Origin of the sequence: Azospirillum sp. CT11-132 (assembly GCF_047302835.1) — a bacterium.
GTDB lineage: Bacteria > Pseudomonadota > Alphaproteobacteria > Azospirillales > Azospirillaceae > Azospirillum.
The window spans coordinates 181,654-201,144 of record NZ_JBGLZA010000009.1 but is presented as its reverse complement, the minus strand read 5'-3'; the positions used below and the strand labels follow the sequence as shown (position 1 = coordinate 201,144).

General features: G+C 68.0%; 18 protein-coding genes. 14 read left to right on the top strand and 4 right to left on the bottom strand.

The window, feature by feature from the left end; all coding sequences use genetic code 11:
• Nucleotides 1–9: 9 nt before the first annotated feature.
• Entirely contained in the window at nucleotides 10–654 is a 645-nt protein-coding gene (locus ACCD06_RS32565; RefSeq protein WP_109076203.1) for a DUF47 domain-containing protein, read from the bottom strand.
• 267 nt (nucleotides 655–921) lie between these two features.
• On the opposite strand from ACCD06_RS32565, the gene ACCD06_RS32560 reads away from it, so the two are divergent.
• From ACCD06_RS32560 to ACCD06_RS32550, 3 genes are all read left to right on the top strand, one after another.
• On the top strand, nucleotides 922–1,461 hold the full coding sequence (locus tag ACCD06_RS32560) for a hypothetical protein (protein WP_413346475.1): 540 nt from the start codon (nucleotides 922–924) through the stop codon (nucleotides 1,459–1,461).
• Between the two features lie 330 nt (nucleotides 1,462–1,791).
• Nucleotides 1,792–2,040 carry a hypothetical protein gene (locus tag ACCD06_RS32555; protein ID WP_109076205.1) on the top strand — a complete coding sequence of 83 codons (249 nt, stop codon included), beginning with the start codon at nucleotides 1,792–1,794 and terminating at the stop codon, nucleotides 2,038–2,040.
• Nucleotides 2,041–2,132: 92 nt separating this feature from the next.
• Nucleotides 2,133–2,423 (top strand): hypothetical protein, encoded by a 291-nt coding sequence (locus ACCD06_RS32550; protein WP_109076206.1) that lies wholly within the window; start codon nucleotides 2,133–2,135, stop codon nucleotides 2,421–2,423.
• Nucleotides 2,424–2,518: 95 nt separating this feature from the next.
• On the opposite strand, the gene ACCD06_RS32545 is transcribed toward ACCD06_RS32550, so the two are convergent.
• Nucleotides 2,519–2,770, bottom strand: coding sequence for a hypothetical protein (locus ACCD06_RS32545; protein ID WP_109076207.1), 252 nt, complete (start codon nucleotides 2,768–2,770; stop codon nucleotides 2,519–2,521).
• Nucleotides 2,771–3,277: 507 nt separating this feature from the next.
• Between ACCD06_RS32545 and ACCD06_RS32540 the strand changes: the two genes are divergently transcribed.
• From ACCD06_RS32540 to ACCD06_RS32525, 4 genes are all read left to right on the top strand, one after another.
• Entirely contained in the window at nucleotides 3,278–6,820 is a 3,543-nt protein-coding gene (locus tag ACCD06_RS32540; RefSeq protein WP_136701031.1) for a NahK/ErcS family hybrid sensor histidine kinase/response regulator, read from the top strand.
• 53 nt (nucleotides 6,821–6,873) lie between these two features.
• On the top strand, nucleotides 6,874–7,587 hold the full coding sequence (locus tag ACCD06_RS32535; RefSeq protein ID WP_413346472.1) for a LuxR C-terminal-related transcriptional regulator: 714 nt from the start codon (nucleotides 6,874–6,876) through the stop codon (nucleotides 7,585–7,587).
• A gap of 39 nt (nucleotides 7,588–7,626) precedes the next feature.
• The gene (locus ACCD06_RS32530; protein ID WP_413346470.1) at nucleotides 7,627–7,947 is read left to right on the top strand and encodes a hypothetical protein; all 321 of its coding nucleotides are present in this window, start codon (nucleotides 7,627–7,629) and stop codon (nucleotides 7,945–7,947) included.
• Between the two features lie 227 nt (nucleotides 7,948–8,174).
• Nucleotides 8,175–9,362, top strand: a complete 1,188-nt coding sequence (locus tag ACCD06_RS32525) for a DNA polymerase IV (protein ID WP_413346468.1) — start codon at nucleotides 8,175–8,177, stop codon at nucleotides 9,360–9,362.
• Between the two features lie 147 nt (nucleotides 9,363–9,509).
• Here ACCD06_RS32525 and rnk read toward each other — a convergent pair whose 3' ends face one another.
• Both rnk and ACCD06_RS32515 read right to left on the bottom strand, forming a co-directional pair.
• A complete protein-coding gene (rnk, locus tag ACCD06_RS32520; protein ID WP_247882332.1) occupies nucleotides 9,510–9,932 on the bottom strand; it encodes a nucleoside diphosphate kinase regulator in 423 nt (140 codons plus the stop codon).
• Nucleotides 9,933–10,341: 409 nt separating this feature from the next.
• Complete coding sequence (locus ACCD06_RS32515; RefSeq protein WP_109076213.1) at nucleotides 10,342–10,821, bottom strand: Lrp/AsnC family transcriptional regulator; 480 nt, start codon at nucleotides 10,819–10,821, stop codon at nucleotides 10,342–10,344.
• A gap of 200 nt (nucleotides 10,822–11,021) precedes the next feature.
• Between ACCD06_RS32515 and ald the strand changes: the two genes are divergently transcribed.
• From ald to ACCD06_RS32480, 7 genes are all read left to right on the top strand, one after another.
• Nucleotides 11,022–12,146: an alanine dehydrogenase gene (gene ald / locus ACCD06_RS32510; RefSeq protein WP_109076214.1), complete on the top strand. Its 1,125-nt coding sequence runs from the start codon at nucleotides 11,022–11,024 to the stop codon at nucleotides 12,144–12,146.
• Between the two features lie 763 nt (nucleotides 12,147–12,909).
• Nucleotides 12,910–13,815, top strand: a complete 906-nt coding sequence (locus ACCD06_RS32505; RefSeq protein WP_085092041.1) for a branched-chain amino acid ABC transporter permease — start codon at nucleotides 12,910–12,912, stop codon at nucleotides 13,813–13,815.
• Between the two features lie 5 nt (nucleotides 13,816–13,820).
• Nucleotides 13,821–15,320, top strand: coding sequence for a high-affinity branched-chain amino acid ABC transporter permease LivM (gene livM / locus ACCD06_RS32500; protein WP_136702847.1), 1,500 nt, complete (start codon nucleotides 13,821–13,823; stop codon nucleotides 15,318–15,320).
• An 11-nt stretch (nucleotides 15,321–15,331) separates the two neighbouring features.
• Nucleotides 15,332–16,207 carry an ABC transporter ATP-binding protein gene (locus ACCD06_RS32495; protein WP_136701020.1) on the top strand — a complete coding sequence of 292 codons (876 nt, stop codon included), beginning with the start codon at nucleotides 15,332–15,334 and terminating at the stop codon, nucleotides 16,205–16,207.
• A 3-nt stretch (nucleotides 16,208–16,210) separates the two neighbouring features.
• Nucleotides 16,211–16,921: an ABC transporter ATP-binding protein gene (locus ACCD06_RS32490; RefSeq protein ID WP_042696422.1), complete on the top strand. Its 711-nt coding sequence runs from the start codon at nucleotides 16,211–16,213 to the stop codon at nucleotides 16,919–16,921.
• A gap of 1 nt (nucleotide 16,922) precedes the next feature.
• The gene (locus ACCD06_RS32485) at nucleotides 16,923–17,276 is read left to right on the top strand and encodes a DUF6867 family protein (protein ID WP_413346464.1); all 354 of its coding nucleotides are present in this window, start codon (nucleotides 16,923–16,925) and stop codon (nucleotides 17,274–17,276) included.
• Between the two features lie 381 nt (nucleotides 17,277–17,657).
• Nucleotides 17,658–19,331, top strand: a complete 1,674-nt coding sequence (locus ACCD06_RS32480; RefSeq protein WP_413346462.1) for a methyl-accepting chemotaxis protein — start codon at nucleotides 17,658–17,660, stop codon at nucleotides 19,329–19,331.
• Nucleotides 19,332–19,491 lie beyond the last annotated feature (160 nt).

Genomic DNA, 19,491 nt, shown 5'->3' with positions numbered 1-19,491 from the left:
GACGCGGCCTCAGACCTGATCGAGCGTGATGCCCGCGACAAGGTCGCCGACGTCGTCGCAGCGGTCGGTCACCGCCTCCAGCATCTCGTACAGCTCGCGCCGGCCGAGGAAGGCGATCATGTCCGGCTTCTCCGCGATCAGCGCCTTCAGCGCCTCGCGCAGCACGTCGTCGGCCTCGTCCTCCAGATCGGACAGCCGGCCGCAGAGATGGTCGATCCGTTCGGCGTTGCGGGCGATGGCGCCCAGGAGCGGCATCAGTTCCAGCAGCACGTCGGCCTGCTGGCGGATCAGGGCGACGAAGCGGCGCATCGGCTCGTCGAACACCTCGACGCCGTACAGGCCGGCATGGCGCGGCACCTCGTCCATCAGGTCGATGGCGTCGTCCAGCGCGTTGATCAGCGACAGGATGTCCGACCGGTCGAACGGCGTGATGAAGGCCCGGTGCAGGTCGCGCCCCGCATCCTTGGCGACGCGGTCGGCGTCCTTCTCCACCCGCTTCAGCGCCGCGATCTTCTGCGTGCGGTCGTCCGGTCCTGCGTCCATCACCGCTTCCAGGGCAGCAGCGGCGGCCACGATGTGACGGGCCTGCTCGACGAACTGGTCGACGAAGCGTTCCTCCTTCGGCATCAGCGAACGGAATGCGCGCAGCAGCATGGGACGGTGACTCGCCTGTATCTGGATAGGGGACTGGTGAGATTTCGGGCTGCTCTTACCACGCTTCGCGGTGCGGTGCAGCGGCGGCATGTCATGTAAACGCCATGAAAACGTCATTCGGTAGCAAAATCGCCACAGGTCGCGGCATTTCGCCGCTTTTCCCGCCACCGCACCGGCCAGACCGCGCGCCATAAGGGGGCCATGGAAAGCCGCCCGCCGCCTCCCCAAATCTCCCGAAGCCCCCTCTTCGACCGCAGGTCCTCCCGCATGACGTGCCCGACCAATCCCTTCCGCCGCCTTGGCATACCAGCAATCGCCGCCCTGCTGCTGAGCGCCGCACCGCTGCACGCCCAGACGGCACCTCCCGCGGCGCCTCCCCCGGAGGAACCGGCCGGCCGCTGCAGCCCCACCGTCTCGGCCGCGCTCGGCGCCTGGGACACCGGTCTGGCGGCGGCGGAGCGGTTCGGCGACAAGGCGGTGGCGGTGGCGCGCGAGAAGGGGCGGGAGTATCTGCTGCCGCTGCTGGGCATCGACCCGAAAACGGCGCAGCCCGATGCCAGGGGCGGCGACACGACCGATGATCTCGGCCGCGCGCTGGAGGAAAGCCGCGACGATCCGCAACGCCGCGCCGCGCTTTGCGCCGCCATCACCCGCGCCGCCGACGAGGCGAAGTCCTCCGCCGGCGCCGGGCTGGACGCGCTGAGGCGGGCGCTGGACACTTGGCAGCTTTCGCCGCCCGCCACCCCGGCTCCGGCTCCGGTTCCAACCCCGGCCCCGCCGAAGCAGGACGGCCTGATCCGGACCTGACCGGCGGCAATCGCCGCCTCCACCCCATGGGCAAAACCGCTCCCGGCGCAAGAGGGGATTGCCGAAGGACCGGGCCGGAATTTGCCGCGTCAGACCCGCGAAACGGTCACAGGCGGAATAATTCGCCCCGACCTATGTTCATGCTGGTATCGGCCGGCCTGCGGCGGCATCGTCAAAGCGTTTTCGCCGAAACGGGCGCCGGGACGTGCGATGTGGCACCATCGTTGAATTGTCACAGCCGAACGTCATAGGCACCGTTGTGGAAACCGGTCCGAAGGTCTAGTCTGTTCGTGTTCCCAACAAATTCCCGAACATGGGAAGGTGCCATCCATGAATCTGCACAGTCTGGCCAGCGACATGGTTCAAACCGTCCTGGCTTGTGAAAAGGCGCTCCCCGGTCGGGCGAACGCCGATGACCAAGATCTTGCCCGGCACATCCTGGTCGAACCCGACCACGCCTGGCACGTGTGCGAGACCTACGCCCGCGCCGTCTGCATTCCGGTCGAACAGCTCCCGGTCAGCCAGCTCCGCGGCCTCATCAGCGACATCGTCCTGTCGAAGCTTCCCCGTTACGACTGAGTTTCTCGATCCCTAGGGCCGGCACCGTATCCGGCGATGGCCGGAACGATCCGGGTTTTCCAATCCCGCACTCCAAGTTCCGTGGTGCCACCATGGCGATCGAGCTTCATTCCTTCACCGTAACGCTGGCCGTCGCGGATGCGACCGGTTGCGCCAGCGCCGCCGAACACCGCGCCCGCATCTGGAGGGCCGTGTCCGAACTGTCGGCCGCCGTCCGCAATGCCGGCATGGCGACCGAGGCCCGTTTCCGCGGCCAGGACCGCCAGGGTCATGTCCTGTTCGAGGCGACCGACACCGGCGCCGCCTTCCTGCGCGGCCTTCCGGTCATCGCCAGCGTCGACGACGCGCGCAGGAACGGCGGACGCGTCCAGCTTCGCCACTGAGCGGCCGGCGACTCCGCCGGCGCCGAGAAAACGAAGGCCCGCCGCTCCGATCCGGGGCGGCGGGCCTGTTCGTTTTCGGCGATTGCGGGAGCCGTTCAGCGTGCGCGATGCCGCAGCGGCCGGACGTTGCTTTCGGTCTCGACCTCTTCCTCGGCCGGGCGCACCTTCTTCAACTGGACGATGAAACGCTCGGCACCATTCTCCATGACGGCGATGCCGGTCAGGCCATGCGCCCAGTCACAGGGAACGACGTGGATTTCCTTGATGGTGGCGGTGCCGGCCGCCAGTTCCGCACGGTCAAGGACCACGTCCCCGACCCGGAATCCCAAATAGGCGTCGATCAGCATTCTGTTGGGCGTCCGTCTTCCGTTTCAGGCCACGCACCGGGTCCGGCACCGACGGCCGGTCTCCCTCACGATGGACCATCTTGCCATAGATTGGACCGTTCGTGGCGCTTTCCCAGCGAGGACGACGCAGTAAACCGACCGGGACCCCCGTTTGCCCCACTCTTCCGGTCCAAAACAGGAAGCGCGGAAGCGGCCGTCCCCGTACGAGGGAGGAGACGGAAACGGCCGCTTCAGCGGTCCCCGACCCTGGGCGGATGCCCAAGGCCGGGCGCAGGAACGCCGGCCGTCGCACCAGCGGCGACCGGGACGGCGGCGTCCGGCAGGCGCAGAATAGTTCGAACGCCGAACCATGTGTGCCCCCTACCTTCGTTCAGCGCTGCACAGTTTTTGGGCAACATCGAGCCCGGCCGTTGTTGGCGGGTCGAACCTTGGGATAGGCTCGCTCCCATGCCCTCTCCCGGGACGGGAGAGGGAGATTCCTTCCCTCCCACAACAGGTCCGTCGGTCGTGCAGAGTTGGCTGGTGCTGGCCGTTTCGGCGGCCTATCTGGGGGTGCTGTTCGCCATCGCCTGGTGGGGCGACCGCCGCACCGCCGGGGGTGGGCTGCTGTCGGCGTCGCCGCGGACGGCCGCCATCCTCTATGCGCTGACGCTGTGCATCTACAACACCAGCTGGAGCTTCTACGGCTCGGTCGGGCGGGCGTCGGCCAGCGGCTTCGATTTCCTGCCGATCTATCTGGCGCCGATGATCCTGCTGCTGGCGGCGCGGCCGGTGCTGACCAAGACCATCGCCATCACCAAGGCGCAGAACGTCACCTCCATCGCCGACTTCATCGGTGCCCGCTATGGCAAGAGCCAGGCGGTGGCGGCGCTGGTGACGCTGACCGCGCTGGTCGGCGTGCTACCCTACATCGCGCTTCAGCTGAAGGCGGTGGCCGCCAGCTTCGACGTGCTGACGGCGCCCTCGCTGGCCGCCCCGGCCGCCCTGCCGCCGCCGATCTGGGGCGACACCGCCTTCGCGGTGGCACTGTCGATGGCGGTCTTCACCATCCTGTTCGGCGTCCGCCACATCAACGCCAGCGAGCATCACCGCGGTCTGATGCTGGCCATCGCCTTCGAAAGTCTGGTGAAGCTGACCGTCTTCGTGGCGGTGGCGGCCTTCATCGTCTGGGGCATGTTCGACGGTTACACCGACCTGCTCGCCCGGCCGCAGGCCGACCCGCTGCTGTCGCCCGACTTCACCGACCCGACCTGGTGGTCGAACACGGCGATCTCGATCATCGCCTTCCTCTGCCTGCCGCAGATGTACCATGTGATGACGGTGGAGAATGACAGCCCCCGCCATCTGCGCGCCGCCGCCTGGATGTACCCGACCTACCTGCTGGCGCTCAGCGCCCTGATGATCCCCATCGCGGTGGCCGGTCTGATCACCTTCGGAGATGGCATCAACCCCGACACCTTCATGATCACCCTGCCCATCGCGGCGGGGGCCGGCGGCTTCAGCCTGCTGTCCTTCATCGGCGGCCTGTCGGCGGCGACCGGCATGGTCATCGTCGCGGCGGTGTCGCTCAGCACCATGCTGTGCAACGACGTGGTGATGCCGCTGCTGCTCAGCCGTCCCCGCTTCGCCGCCCGCGTCGGCCGGCGCGACATGGTCGGCACGCTGCTGCTGGTGCGGCGGCTGTCGGTGCTGGGGATCCTGCTGCTCGCCTATATCATGCACCGGCTGGTCGACCGCGATTACCCGCTGACCGTCATCGGCCTCCTGTCCTTCGTCGCGGTGGCGCAGTTCGGGCCGGCCTATTTCGGCGGGCTCTACTGGCCGCGCGCCAACCGGGTGGGGGCGCTGGCGGGGCTGGGCGCCGGCTTCCTGCTGTGGGTCTACACGCTGCTGGTGCCGTCGATGGGCGGCATCATCCCGGTGTCGGCCGATTTCCTGGATTTTGGTCCCTGGGGCATCGGCTGGCTGCGCCCGCAGGCGCTGTTCGGGATCGACGGGCTGGACCCCATCTCCCACGCCAGCCTGTGGAGCCTGCTCGCCAACCTGATCGCCTTCGTCGCCGGATCGCTGCTGGCCCGCCCCAGCGCGGTGGAGCGCACCCAGGCCGTCTTCTACACCACCGCCACCGCCGACCGGGACGAGGACGACACCCCGCAGGCTCTCGCCAAGCTGGCCGACCTGCGCGCGCTCGCCATCCGCTTCGTCGGGGCGGAGCGCGGCAACGCCGCCTTCGACGCTTATGCCGCCGGCCGCAAGGGCGAGGCTGGCCCGGCCGACCTCGACGCCGTCCGCTTCACCGAGACATTGATCGCCGGCGCCATCGGCGCCGCGTCGGCGCGGGTGGTGATGGCCGCCTCGCTGCAGGGCCGCTCGCTGTCGCGCGGCGACGCCATGGCGATGCTGGACGAGGCGTCGGAAGCGCTGCGCTTCAACCGGAAACTGCTGCAGGCGACGCTGGAGAACATCGGCCAGGGCATCTGCGTGATCGACGCCGATTACCGCATCGCCGCCTGGAACCAGCGCTATCTGCAACTGCTCGACCTGCCGGCCGACATGGTGCGGGTGGGCGTGCCCTTCGCCGACCTCGTCCGCTTCAACGAGCGGCGCGGCGAATACAGCGCCCACGACATGAAGGCGCTGCTGACCAACCGCGACACCGCCAACCAGCAATGGCCCTACCGTTACGAGCGCCGCCGCCCCGACGGCACGGTTCTGGAGATTGTCGCCAACCCGCTGCCGGAGGGCGGCTACGTCTCCACCTACACCGACGTGACCGAGCGCTACCGCGCCGCCGAGGCCCTGCGCGAGGCCAACGAAAGCCTGGAGCAGCGCGTGCAGGAGCGCACCGACGCCCTCCAGCAGGCGAAGGCGGAGGCCGAGACGGCCAACGCCAGCAAGACCCGTTTCCTCGCCGCCGCCAGCCACGACCTGTTGCAGCCGTTGAACGCCGCCCGCCTGTTCGTCTCGGCGCTGGAGGAGAGCATGCGAGGGGCCCTGCCGACGCCCGAGCAGCGGTCGGCCGAATGCGGCATGATCGACAACGCCGCCGCTTCGCTGCGCTCGACCGAGATGCTGCTGGGCGGGCTGCTCGACATCTCCTCGCTGGACGCCGGCAATGTCCGGGTGCAGATGCGCAGCTTCGCCATCGACGAGCTGCTGGGCGGGCTGGGGGTGGAGTTCTCCGCCCTGGCGCAGGAACGCGGGTTGAGACTGAAGGTGGTGGGATGCGGCGCCGTGGTGCGGTCCGACCCGCAGCTTCTGCGCCGCATCCTGCAGAACTTCCTGTCCAACGCCATCCGCTACACGCCGAAGGGCCGGGTGCTGCTCGGCTGCCGGCGCCGCCGCGACCCTGTTCATGGCGATCGGCTGCGCATCGAGGTGTGGGACACCGGCCCCGGCATCCCCGAGGCCAAGCGCCGCGAGGTGTTCGAGGAGTTCCGCCGGCTGGGCGGCGAAAACGGCGGCGGCAACCCGGCCGACAAGGGATTGGGACTCGGCCTCGCCATCGTCGACCGCATCGCCCGGCTGCTCGGCCATCCCGTCACCCTGCGCTCCACCGTCGGGCGCGGCACCGGCTTCGCGGTGGAGGTGCCGTTGGAGCAGGCCCGCGCCACCCCGGTCGACCGCCCGGTCTCCACCCCCGCCGCCCTGTCCGCCGGGCTGCTGGTCCTGTGCATCGACAATGAGGAGCCGATCCTCGCCGGCCTGCGCGCCCTGCTCGGCCAATGGGGCTGCCGGGTGGCGACGGCGTCGGACGTCACCGGGGCGCTGGCGGCGCTCGCTCCCTTCGACGGGGCGCTTCCCGACGTGGTCTGCGTCGATTATCACGTCGGTGACGGCCAGACGGGGCTTGCGGTTCTGGAGCGGTTGCGGGAATTGTGGGACCGTCCGGTCAAGGGGCTGCTGCTGACCGCCGACCGTTCCGAAGCGGTGCGGGCCGAGGCGGAGCGTTGCGGCTGCGGCGTGCTCTACAAACCGGTGAAGCCGGCGTCCTTGCGCCGCTTCCTGAACGGGGCGGCGCTGCAGACGGCGGCCGTGGCCGAGCGATAAGGCCGGAACCGGACAAAAGCCGGGCGGCCGCAAATGGGGGGAGTGCGGAAACCATGGGCGAGGACAGCGCGGTAAGCGAACCAACGACGTCCGGACAGGCGACGGCTACAGAAGCGGCCACTGAAACGACGATCGTCATCGGCGACGACCATCCGCTGGTCCAGGCCGCCTTGCGCGACGCGCTGGGCAAGGCGATGCCGGAGGTGCGGGTGATCGAATGCCCGGACCTCGACTCGGTGATGACCGCGGTGGGACGGCAGCCGGACGACATCGACCTCGTTCTTCTCGACCTCAACATGCCCGGCACCAACGGCTTCGCCGGCCTGTTCCTGATGCTGGCCCACCACCCGACCGTGCCGGTCGCCATCCTGTCGGCCCTGCAGGACTCCGACACCATCCGCCGGGCGCTCGCCTATGGCGCCTCGGGCTACATCCCGAAATCGCTGTCGATGCCGGCGATGGCCGACGCCATCCGCGCCATCCTGTCCGGCGAGACCTGGGCGCCGCCGCTGTCCGCCGCCTCGTCCGAAGCCGACGAGGCCGACGCCGCCCGCCGCTTCGCCTCCCTGTCGCCGCAGCAGTTGCGCATCCTGACGATGATCGTCGACGGCAAGCTGAACAAGCAGATCGCCGGCGAGCTGAACGTGTCGGAGCAGACGGTGAAGGTCCACGTCTCCAGCATTCTGCGCAAACTGAACGTGGTCAGCCGCACCCAGGCCGCCGTCGTCGCCGGCCGGCTGGCAGTGGGCGGAGATCTGCTGCGGTGATGCCCGCCTCTTTCCACTGACTGCACCCCGAGCGCCGCCATGGTCATACTGCTCAGCCTGTCGCTGACCCTGTCGCTGGTCGTCCTGCTCGGTGCCGCGGCGATGGTGCGGGCGGCGATCCTCGGCCGGATTAACGGCGCCAACGGGCTGACGATCCTGGTGGCGTTGATCGTCTCCGCCGCCGTCTCCCTTGTCGTTTCCCTGCTCGCCGGCTGGATCGGCGGTTGGAGCGCGCTGTTGGCGGTCCTGGCAGGGTCGGCCCTCTACCACTGGGCAATGGCGAAGCTGCTGCTGGGCGGCTTGCAGGCCCTCGCCTCGCGCATCGCCGCCGGCGACCGGGCGAAGTCGCCGTCGCGCTGATCAACCCCGCCCAAGACTCACCCCTCTTCGACAACGCTCTTCGGTAGTCATCCCCGCGAAGGCGGGGATCCAGCAAGCTCCGCAGGTAAGCCGCTGAACCGTCTGGATTCCCGCCTTCGCGGGAATGACGGCCGATGGACGGATTGCGTCTCCGACAAGACACTCTGTTCTTCCTTTGTACGCATAAGCTGGCGGTTGGCACGCGCCTTTGCTAAGCTGCCGCCACGATGACCACCGCCCTGCACAGCGTCTGCCGCGACTGCGCCGCCGCCCCGCCAAGCGCAGAGCCGGGTGAACTGACGCGCTGCCCGAAATGCGGCAGCCGGCGGCTGTTCCGCCATGCGGAGCTGCACAGCCTGTCCATCGGCCACATCGACTGCGACAGCTTCTATGCCACCGTGGAAAAGCGCGACCGGCCGGAACTGGCGAGCCGCCCGGTGATCGTCGGCGGCGACGACCATCGCGGGGTGGTGGCCGCCTGCTGCTATGTCGCGCGCATGTCGGGCGTCCGCTCCGCCATGACGATCCGCGAGGCGCTGGACCGCTGCCCCGACGCCACCATCATCCGCCCCAACATCGCCAAGTATCGGGAAGTCGGCCACCAAGCCCGCGCGATCATGGAGGCCTTCACCCCCCTGGTCGAGCCGATCAGCATTGACGAGGCCTATCTCGACCTCACCGGCGTCGAGGATCGCCTCAGCATCAGCCCGGCCCAGGCGCTGGTGGAGATCGTCCGCCGCTTCGAGCGGGAACTGCGCATCACCGCCTCGATCGGCCTCAGCTACAACAAGCTGCTGGCGAAGATCGCGTCGGACCTCGACAAGCCGCGCGGCTTCTCGGCGCTGGGCCGGGCGGAGGCGGCGGCCTTCCTGGCGCCCAAGCGGGTCACCATCCTGTGGGGCGTCGGCCCGGCGCTGGAGCGCAAGCTGTTCGCCGACGGCATCACCCGCGTCGGCGACCTGCAGGACAAGGACGAGCATTGGCTGGTCAAGCGCTACGGCGCCATGGGCCGGGTGCTCTACAGCTACGCCCGCGGCGAAGATTCCCGCCGGGTCCATCCGGAGTCGCCGAGCAAGAGCATCTCGTCGGAGGAAACCTTCGACTGGGACGTCACCACCCTGCCCGCCCTGGCACAGGAGCTGCGCCCGCTGGCCGACAAGGTCGCCCGCCGGCTGGAACGCGAAGGTCTGCTCGGCCGCAGCGTGGTTCTGAAGCTGAAGACCAAGGATTTCCAGCAGCTGACCCGCTCCCGCCGGGTGGAGCCGACCCGCTCGGCCGACGCGATCCTCGCCGCCGGCATCGCCCTGCTGGAGCGCGAGGCGGACGGCCGCGCCTTCCGCCTGATCGGCATCGGCTGCACCGACCTGACCCACCCGGAAACCGCGCCGGATCCGGAACTGGACCTGTTCGGGTGAGAGGGAACATGAAAGATCAGCGGCCTTGGCACAGGGCGTGTTTCCCATCGGACGGCACGAACCGGTGCAACGTCGCGAGGCTATAGCCGCCCAGCCGACGAAGCGGTTGTGAAGCGTCTTGCATGCAGTCGCTCGTCCGACCGCGGATCATGCGGCGACGGCGCCCCTGTCCGCAATGGGAGGCTCTACGGCCAAAACGGTAAGGGTCTTCGCCTCGCCTTCGCGCGTGTACCATGTGATCGACTGTCCTTTCGCGACGCCAATGAGGGCCGCGCCAATGGGGGTCAGCACCGACACCCGACCAGCCGCGAGGTCGGCATCACCCGGATAAACCAGGGTGACAGTCCGCTCCTGTCCGGTTACCTCGTCCCGGAACGCCACGCGCGCGCCCATCGTGACCACCGTCGTCACGAGTTCGCTGGCATCGATCACCGCAGCGCGCTCCAGTTCGACCGTGAGGTACGCGTATACATCGGGCAACCTCTCGGAAACGGCCTCTACCAGAGCCGAGAGGCGGTCATGGTCGGTGGCGGTCAGCACGATGGGCGGAAACTGGTCTGCGGAACGCATCGAGGTCTTCCTTCGCTTTTCTCGGCATGCACAACCGACTGCCAGGCGGCGCCCCCCGGTGGACGCCTCATCGGTCATGCAGCGGTTGCACGTGATAAACCCGCTACCGCATGGATGCGGTTCGAGCGGCTCTCTTGGATTTGGAGACGATGTTGGCCCCGGACGGTCCGGGGGCCTTGCCTCAGGCGACCAGATCCGGGGCGAGCGGGCCTGCGTGAACGCGGCCTGCACGCAGGAGGTTACGGATATGGCGGGGCGGCAGTGTCATAGTTCCCCGAGCTTGGACAGGTTCGCTCCGGAATTCAAGGATTACACGATCACGACGGTGGCACGCGGCCCCCACTCCCTGAAGCAAGCCCTTCCTGAGCGAACCTGCCCCTTGGGCGAGAGGAAGACGTTCCCTCAACGGTCAGTCCGCCTGCTCCTCCAGCACCGGCAGGCTGCCCGGCCGCACCACGCTGCGGATGGCGAAGCTCGACTGGATGCGCACCACGCCGGGCAGGCGCGACAGCGAGTCCTTGTAGATGCGGTCGTAATCGGCCGGGTCCTGCGCCACCACCCGCAGCAGATAGTCGGAACTGCCCGACAGCAGATAGCATTCCCGCACCTCCGGACAGCGGCGGACGGCGGCGTCGAAGCGGCGCAGGTAATCGTCGGTCTGCCGTTCGAGCGTGATCTGGACGATGACCGTCACCGACCGCTCCTCGTCCGCCGTTTCGATGATGGCGGTATAGCCGCGGATCACGCCGGAATGCTCCAGCATGTGCAGGCGGCGCAGGCAGGCCGATGGCGACAGCCCGACCTCCGCCGCCAGCTTGGCGTTGCTCATCCGGCCGTCCTTGCGGAGAAGGCGCAGGATCTTGTGGTCCAGGGCATCCAGGGCGTGCATGCAACTTTATTCGAAGACGTGGAGGATCGTGCGAAAGCACCACCACACTATGGGGGATTCATGCAAGGCTTTGCAGAGATTCTCTCCGTCCGCCGGCCGTATAGTGACTTTACTGAGACAATCAGCCAGACCGATGGTTTCCTCGGATACCAGATCAGGCGGATTGGCTGGAGCAGTCGCTCGGATCGGGGAGTTCTCGCATGGTCACGCGCATCGGCGTTCCCAAGGAAATCAAGAACCACGAGTACCGCGTCGGGCTGACGCCGGCCTCGGTCCGCGAACTGGCGGCGGACGGCCATGCCCTGCTGGTGCAGAGCGGCGCCGGTGCCGAGATCGGCTTTTCCGACGAGGCCTACCGCGCGGCGGGGGCCGAGATCGCCGGCTCCGCCGAGGAGGTCTTCGCGAAGGCCGACCTTATCGTGAAGGTCAAGGAACCGCAGCCGGCGGAATGTCGCAGGCTGCGGCCGGATCAGGTGCTGTTCACCTACCTGCACCTCGCCCCCGATCCCGAACAGGCCCGGCTGCTGATGGAAAGCGGCTGCACCGCCATCGCCTATGAAACCGTCACCGACCGCGCCGGTCGCCTGCCGCTGCTGGCGCCGATGTCGGAGGTTGCCGGCCGCATGGCGATCCAGGTCGGCGCCGTCGCCTTGCAGAAGAGCAACGGCGGCTCCGGCATCCTGCTCGGCGGCGTGCCCGGCGTGCTGCCCGGCAAGGTGCTGGTCATCGGCGGCGGCGTGGTCGGCGCCAATGCCGCCCGCATGGCGATGGGGCTGGGCGCCGACGTCACCATCGCCGACCGGTCGATGCCGCGGCTGGCCCAGCTCGACGACCTGTTCGGGCCGCGGCTGAAGACGGTCTATGCCTCCGCCGACGCGCTCGACCGGCTGGTCGCCGATGCCGATCTGGTGGTCGGCGCCGTGCTGGTGCCGGGGGCCGCCGCGCCGAAGCTTGTGCGCCGCGACCAGCTGGCCGGCATGCGCCGCGGGTCGGTGCTGGTGGACGTCGCCATCGACCAGGGCGGCTGTTTCGAGACCAGCCACGCCACCACCCATTCCGACCCGACCTATGTGGTCGACGGCGTCGTCCACTACTGCGTCGCCAACATGCCGGGCGCGGTCGCCCGCACCAGCACGGAGGCGCTGAACCACGCCACCCTGCCCTTCGTCCAGGCGCTGGCCGGCAAGGGCTGGAAACGGGCGCTGGCCGAGGATCCGCACCTGCTGGCCGGGCTGAACGTCCAGGCCGGCCGGCTGACCTATCGGGCGGTGGCCGAGGCCCTGGGACAGCCCTTCACCGACCCCCGAGACCTGGTCGGCGGATGATGTGAACAGCTGTTGACAAGGATCTGAATGATGTTTCCCGCACAGACAAATCCGAGAAATTTTCATCGGAACATCTCCATGTGTTCAGAATGATTGTTGTTTTTTTCGGCCCGCGGAAAGAGAGTGTTGCGCCTACTGATCAAGTTGCATTACCTGTCTGTGTCAAGAAAACTGACAGCATACGCAACCGGCACCTAAGTGCCGGGGCCGAAGACAAAGAACAGTTTTGAACAGGGTAAGGCGCGGCGCCTTTTGCCGACTGGTCCGGACCGGGCGGTCATTCCGTCCGATCTGAGCCGAGATTCACAACAAGATGTCCGGCAGCGATGCCGGTGGGGACGCCACGGCCGCCGGCCGTGCCGCGCAAGTGGGAGCTGTTGGCTATGGTCGAACGACGGAACGCCGCTCGGGTGCAGAACCGCACCCCCGCGCTGTCGTCGCATATCCGGACGACGGAAGGCCCGACCTTGGGCCGCCGGACGATTCCGAGCCGACACATTCAGACCCGCCAGACGCAGACCCGCAGCGGTCCCCGATAACGAATTCGCCCGAAGCCCCGCCGGATCCCGCATCCGGCGGGGCTTCGGCAAGAACCGGGTGCGGCGGCGGGGTTCCAAGCGTCCCCTGCCTCGGTCCTGGATGTTCTCCCCCGTTCATCCGGATCGGAACTCCGCTGCCGCACACGGCTTAATTCAAGTCTTGAGCACCAAGTCTCGCGTGCCTGCCTAATCGGTGTCCTGGGAGAGTGGGAGAAGCCTGTCTGATGGATTATTTCATACAGCAATTGATCAACGGCTTGTCGCTTGGGGCGATTTACGGCCTGATCGCGATTGGCTACACGATGGTGTACGGCATCATCGGCATGATCAACTTCGCCCATGGCGAGATTTACATGATCGGCGCCTTCGTCGCGTTGATCACCTTCCTGGCCATCGGCGCGCTCGGCGTCACCTGGGTGCCGCTGGCCCTGCTGATCATGCTGGTCGCCTCCATGCTGTTCACCAGCGTCTATGGCTGGACGGTCGAGCGCATCGCCTACCGGCCCCTGCGCTCCTCGCCCCGCCTGGCGCCGCTGATCTCCGCCATCGGCATGTCGATCTTCCTGCAGAACTACATCCAGATCCTCCAGGGCGCCCGCTCCAAGCCGCTGCAGCCCATCCTGCCCGGCAACCTCACCCTGATGGACGGCGCCGTTTCCGTCAGCTACGTCCGCCTCGCCACCATCATCATCACCCTGGTCCTGATGGTCGGCTTCACCATCCTGATCAACCGCACCTCGCTGGGCCGCGCCCAGCGGGCGTGCGAGCAGGACAAGAAGATGGCCGGCCTGCTCGGCGTCAACGTCGACCGCGTCATCTCGCTGACCTTCGTCATGGGCGCGGCGCTCGCCGCCGTCGCCGGCATGATGGTGCTGCTGATCTATGGCGTCATCGACTTCTACATCGGCTTCCTCGCCGGCGTGAAAAGCTTCACCGCCGCCGTGCTCGGCGGCGTCGGCTCGCTGCCCGGCGCCATGCTCGGCGGCGTGGTCATCGGCCTGATCGAGGCCTTCTGGTCGGGCTATGTCGGCTCCGAATGGAAGGACGTCGCAACCTTCTCCATCCTCGTCCTCGTCCTGATCTTCCGGCCCACCGGCCTGCTCGGCCGGCCCGAGATCGAGAAGGTGTAAGCGCCATGACCACCCCTTCCCACGCGCCGTCGCACCCCCATTTCCACATCAACGGCAAGCGCCCCGGCGTCGACTGGGCCGCCACCGTCAAGGACGCCGGCCTCGCCGCCTTCGTCGCCCTGCTGCTGACCGTGCCGCTGGTCGGCCTGCGCACGGTCGACCGCCCCACCGGTCTCGGCATCGAAGCCCGGCCGGAGGAGGTGATCGCCTCCCTCCTCCTGGTCTTCTTCGGCCGCCTCGGCCTCGGGCTGATCCGCCAGGGCATGGCGCTGCCGGTGCTGATCCTGGCGCTGATCTGCGCCGGCGTCGGGCTGGTGCTGCCGATGCCGACCCAGGTGCTGCGGCTGGTTCTGGTGCTGGGCGGCGGCGTCATCGCGCTGCGCGCCGCCATGACGGTGGCCACCGGCCGCTCCAAGCTGAGCCAGGCCGACCGCGACAAGCGGATGGACCGCATCGCCGCCAAGGTGCAGCACGCCAGCAAATACATCGGCCCGGTCGCCGTGGTCTTCGCCGCCGTCCTGCCGATGACGCCGCTGGCCGACCGCATGCTGCTGGACATCGGCATCCTGCTGCTGACCTACATCATGCTGGGCTGGGGCCTGAACATCGTCGTCGGCCTCGCCGGCCTGCTCGACCTCGGCTATGTCGCCTTCTATGCGGTCGGCGCCTATTCCTACGCGCTGCTGGCCCATTACTTCGGCCTCAGCTTCTGGGTCTGCCTGCCGCTGGCCGGATTGCTGGCCGCCTGTTCGGGCGTGCTGCTGGGCTTCCCGGTGCTGCGTCTGCGCGGCGACTATTTCGCCATCGTGACCCTGGGCTTCGGCGAGATCATCCGCATCATCCTGGTCAACTGGTACCAGTTCACCGGCGGCCCCAACGGCATCTCCGGCATTCCGCGGCCGAGCTTCTTCGGCATCGCCGACTTCAGCCGCAGCCCGGCCGAGGGCATGGCCGCCTTCCACGAGCTGTTCGGGCTGGAATACTCGCCGCTGCACCGCATCGTCTTCCTCTACTACCTCATCCTGGCCCTGGCGCTGGTGGTGAACCTGTTCACGCTGCGCGTTCGCAAGCTGCCGCTGGGCCGCGCCTGGGAGGCTCTGCGCGAGGACGACATCGCCTGCGCCTCGCTCGGCATCAACCGCACCAACATGAAGCTGGCGGCCTTTGCGATCGCGGCGATGTTCGGCGGCTTCGCCGGCTCCTTCTTCGCGACGCGCCAGGGCTTCATCAGCCCGGAGAGCTTCACCTTCATCGAGTCGGCGATCATCCTGGCCATCGTGGTGCTGGGCGGGATGGGCAGCCAGATCGGCGTGGTGGTCGCCACCCTGCTGGTGATCGGCCTGCCGGAGGCGTTCCGCGAGCTGGCCGACTACCGCATGCTGGCGTTCGGCGCCGGCATGGTGGTGATCATGCTGTGGCGTCCGCGCGGCCTGCTGGCCCACCGCGACCCGACCATCCTCCTGCATGGCGGCAAGAAGCCGATCCCGGCGGGAGCCGCGAAATGAGCGCCGCACCGATGAGCACTGACAAGCCTTTGCTGAGCGTCGAGCACCTGACCATGCGCTTCGGCGGTCTGGTGGCGAACAACGACGTGTCCTTCGAGGCGCGGGCGGGCGAGATCACCGCGCTGATCGGCCCGAACGGCGCCGGCAAGACCACGCTGTTCAACTGCGTCACCGGCTTCTACACCCCCACGGTGGGCCGGCTGACGCTGCGCCACCCGCAGGGCAAGGAGTTCCTGCTGGAGCGGATGCCGGGCTACCGCATCGCCCAGCTGGCCGGGGTGGCGCGCACCTTCCAGAACATCCGGCTGTTCAGCGGCATGAGCGTTCTGGAGAACCTGATCGTCGCCCAGCACAACAAGCTGATGCGGGCGTCGGGCTTCGCCATCGGCGGCCTGCTCGGCCTGCCGGGCTTCCGCAAGGCCGAGCATGAGGCGGTGGAGCTGGCGAAATACTGGCTGGACCGCGTGCGGCTGACCGAGTTCGCCGACTGGGAGGCCGGCAACCTGCCCTATGGCGCCCAGCGCCGGCTGGAGATCGCCCGGGCCATGTGCACCGAGCCGGTGCTGCTCTGCCTGGACGAGCCGGCGGCCGGCCTGAACCCGCGCGAGTCGGGCGAGCTGGCCGAGATCCTGACCTTCATCCGTGATGTGCAGACCCCGCAGGGCCACCGGACCGGCGTTCTGCTGATCGAGCATGACATGAGCGTGGTGATGCGCATTTCCGACCATGTGGTGGTGCTGGACTATGGCCGGAAGATTTCCGACGGCGATCCGGAGCATGTGAAGAACGACCCGGCGGTGATCCGCGCCTATCTGGGCGAGGACGAGGACGAAGCGCTGCCGCCGGAGGTCGCGTCGGACCTGAACCTCGCGCAGAAGGGGGCCTGAGCCATGCTGAAGGTATCGGGCGTCCACACCTTCTACGGCGCCATCGAGGCACTGAAGGGCATCGACATCGAGATCGGCGCCGGCGAGATCGTCTCGCTGATCGGCGCCAACGGGGCGGGCAAGTCGACGCTGCTGATGACGATCTGCGGCAGCCCGCGGGCGCGCCAGGGCCGGGTGTTCTTCGAGGGCGAGGACATCACCGACCTGCCGACCCACGAGATCGTGCGGCGCGGCATCGCGCAGTCTCCGGAAGGCCGTCGCATTTTCCCGCGCATGACGGTGCTTGAGAACCTGCAGATGGGCTCGATCGTCGCGCAGCCCGGCAGCTTCGACCGCGAGCTTGAGCGGGTGCTGACGCTGTTCCCGCGGCTGAAGGAGCGCATCAACCAGCGCGCCGGCACGATGTCGGGCGGCGAGCAGCAGATGCTGGCGATCGGCCGCGCTCTGATGAGCCAGCCGCGCCTGCTGCTGCTGGACGAGCCGTCGCTTGGTCTGGCGCCGCTGATCGTGAAGCAGATCTTCCAGGTGATCCAGGAGATCAACCGGGAACAGAAGATGACGGTGTTCATGGTGGAGCAGAACGCCTTCCACGCGCTGAAGCTGGCGCACCGGGCCTATGTGATGGTGACGGGGAAAATCACGATGACGGGAACCGGGGCGCAGCTTCTGGCCGACCCGGAGGTGCGGTCCGCCTATCTGGAAGGGGGTCACTGAGATGGAGACGATCCTGGGTTCTTCGCTTCCGGTCTTCGTGTTCCTGACGCTTCTGGTGTTCGGCGGCTGCGGCGTTCTGACCGGCCAGACGCTGGCGGAGGGTTGGAAGCCGGTGGGAAGCGTGCTGGCCTATTCGCTGCTGCTGGGGGTGGGCGACCGCTTCCTGGCCTGGGGCCTGTTCGGCGAGGAGCTGCTGTCGCCGTGGGGCTTCATCGTCCACACGCTGGTGCTCGGCCTCATCACGCTGACGGCGCATCGCATCGCCATCGCCCGGCGCATGGTCAACCAGTATCCGTGGCTCTACGAGACTGCCGGCCCGTTCGGCTGGCGGGAGCGCAAGCCGGCCCGCGGCTGAGACGCCATGATCCTGGGCCATGATCCTGGGGTGTCCCGGTTCCCATGGAGGACCCGGACACCCCAGCATAACGCACAACCAAAAGAACAGAAGCCGGATTAGCGATATATCCGGCATGGAAAGGCGCCGTTCCGTCAACGAAACGGCGTCGTCTTCACTTTGGCCGCGCCGACCCACGACTTTGGGATTGCTGTGTCAATTGGCAACCATCCGAAAGTCAGAGAAGAAGATCATGGCGCAGACCATGACGTTCCGTTACAATACCATTTAAATTTTGCAATTCGTTGACGCTTCGACAGCGAACGCCGGTCATTCCGGCGGCTGATCCGTCATGCCTTGACGGTCGATGCGACGCGAAGGCGGCATGGGAAGGGCAAGAGCATGGCAGTGGACAAGGCGGCCGCATCCCGGCCGCGTCGGTTCTGGAGCGTCGGGCGGAAAGTGACGGCGGCCTTCGTGGCGGCCATCGTCGGCGGCTTCATCGTCATCATGGGGCTGCAGGCCAAGATGCAGTATGACGACGCGGTGCGGCTGGCCACGCACGACGCCCGCGTCAAGACGGACATGCTGGCGAACGCCACCAAGACCAGCTTCATCGCCAGCGACGGCGCCTCCATCGAGACGGAGTTCATGCCGCTGGCCGACAGCCACGAGGTGCAGCTCGCCTCGCTGCGCGCCGCGACCGCGTCGGACACGCTGGCCGACTTCTCCAACCCGCGCTTCGCCAAGTACGACCTGAAGGCCGACAAGGATCTGATCGAGGCGGTTCTGGCCGGCAAGGGGGCGCAGACCCGCTCGGCCAGCGGCCACATCGTCGTGACCGTGCCGGTGGTGACCGGCAAGAGCAACCGGCTGGTCGGCGCCCTGCAGATCGCCTGGAGCCTGGACCAGCAGATCGACGCCATCGCCACCCAGATGCGCAACCAGATCGCCATCTGCCTGATCGCGTTGGTGGTGCAGATCGTCCTGCTGAATGTCATGCTCGGCCGCATCGTCATCCGCCCCTTGCGCGCCATGTCGGCGGCGATGGCGAAGCTTGCCGACGGCGACACCGCGGTCGAAGTGCCCGGCAATGGCCGCTCCGACGAAATCGGCGCCATGGCCGGCTCAGTCACCGTCTTCCGCGACAACGCCCGCGCCATCGCGCGCATGCACGCCGCGCAGGCCGAAGCCGACGCCAGGGCGGAGGAAGCCAAGCGCGCAGCATTGCTCGACCTCGCCGACCGCTTCCAGGGCACGGTGAAGCGTCTGGTGGAGGGCATCGCCGAGTCGGCGTCCGGCATGGCCGACAGCGCCGACCGCATGGCGATGGTGGTGGGCGAGGCGTCCAGCCAGACCCGCAACGTCGCCCGCGAATCCGACGACATCCAGTCCAACGTCCGCTCCGCCGCGGCGGCGGCGACCGAACTCGCCAGCTCCATCGGCGGCATCACCGAACAGGTCGGCCATTCCGCCCGCATCGCCGGCGAGGCGGTGTCCCACGCCGACCGCACCAACGCCACCGTCCAGGGCCTGATCGCCAATGCCGAGCGCATCGGTCAGGTGGTCGGGCTGATCCACGCCATCGCCAAGCAGACCAACCTCTTGGCGCTGAACGCCACCATCGAGGCCGCCCGCGCCGGGGAGGCCGGCAAGGGCTTCGCAGTGGTGGCGACCGAGGTGAAGGGGCTGGCCGACCAGACCGCCAAGGCCACCGACGAGATCGCCGCCCAGGTCAACGCCATGCAGTCGGTGACCCGCGAGGCCGCCGACGCCATCGGCGCCATCGGCAGCACCATCACCGAGATTGACGGCATTTCCGGCACCATCACCCAGTCGGTGCAGGAACAGAACGCCGCCACCCAGGAGATCGCGCGGGCAGTGGAAATGGCGGCGCTCGGCACCCAGGACGTTTCGGCGACCATCGCCGCCCTGGCCCACACGGCGGAGAGCGCCGGCAGCACCGCACTTGGCGTGCAGGACGCCGCCCGCGGCCTGTCCGGCCAGACCCGCACGCTGGCATCCGAGGTCGACCGCTTCCTGGCGGAGGTCCGCCAGCAGGCGACCGGAACCTGAAAACGCCCTCTCCCGCCCCGGGAGAGGGAGGGGACCCACGGAGTGGGGAGGGTGAGGGGTAGTCCGGGAATCCGCAACCACACCGATTCTCGGTTCACCCCTCACCCTCCCACCGCTTCACGGTGGGCCCCTCCCTCTCCCGGGACGGGAGAGGGAAATC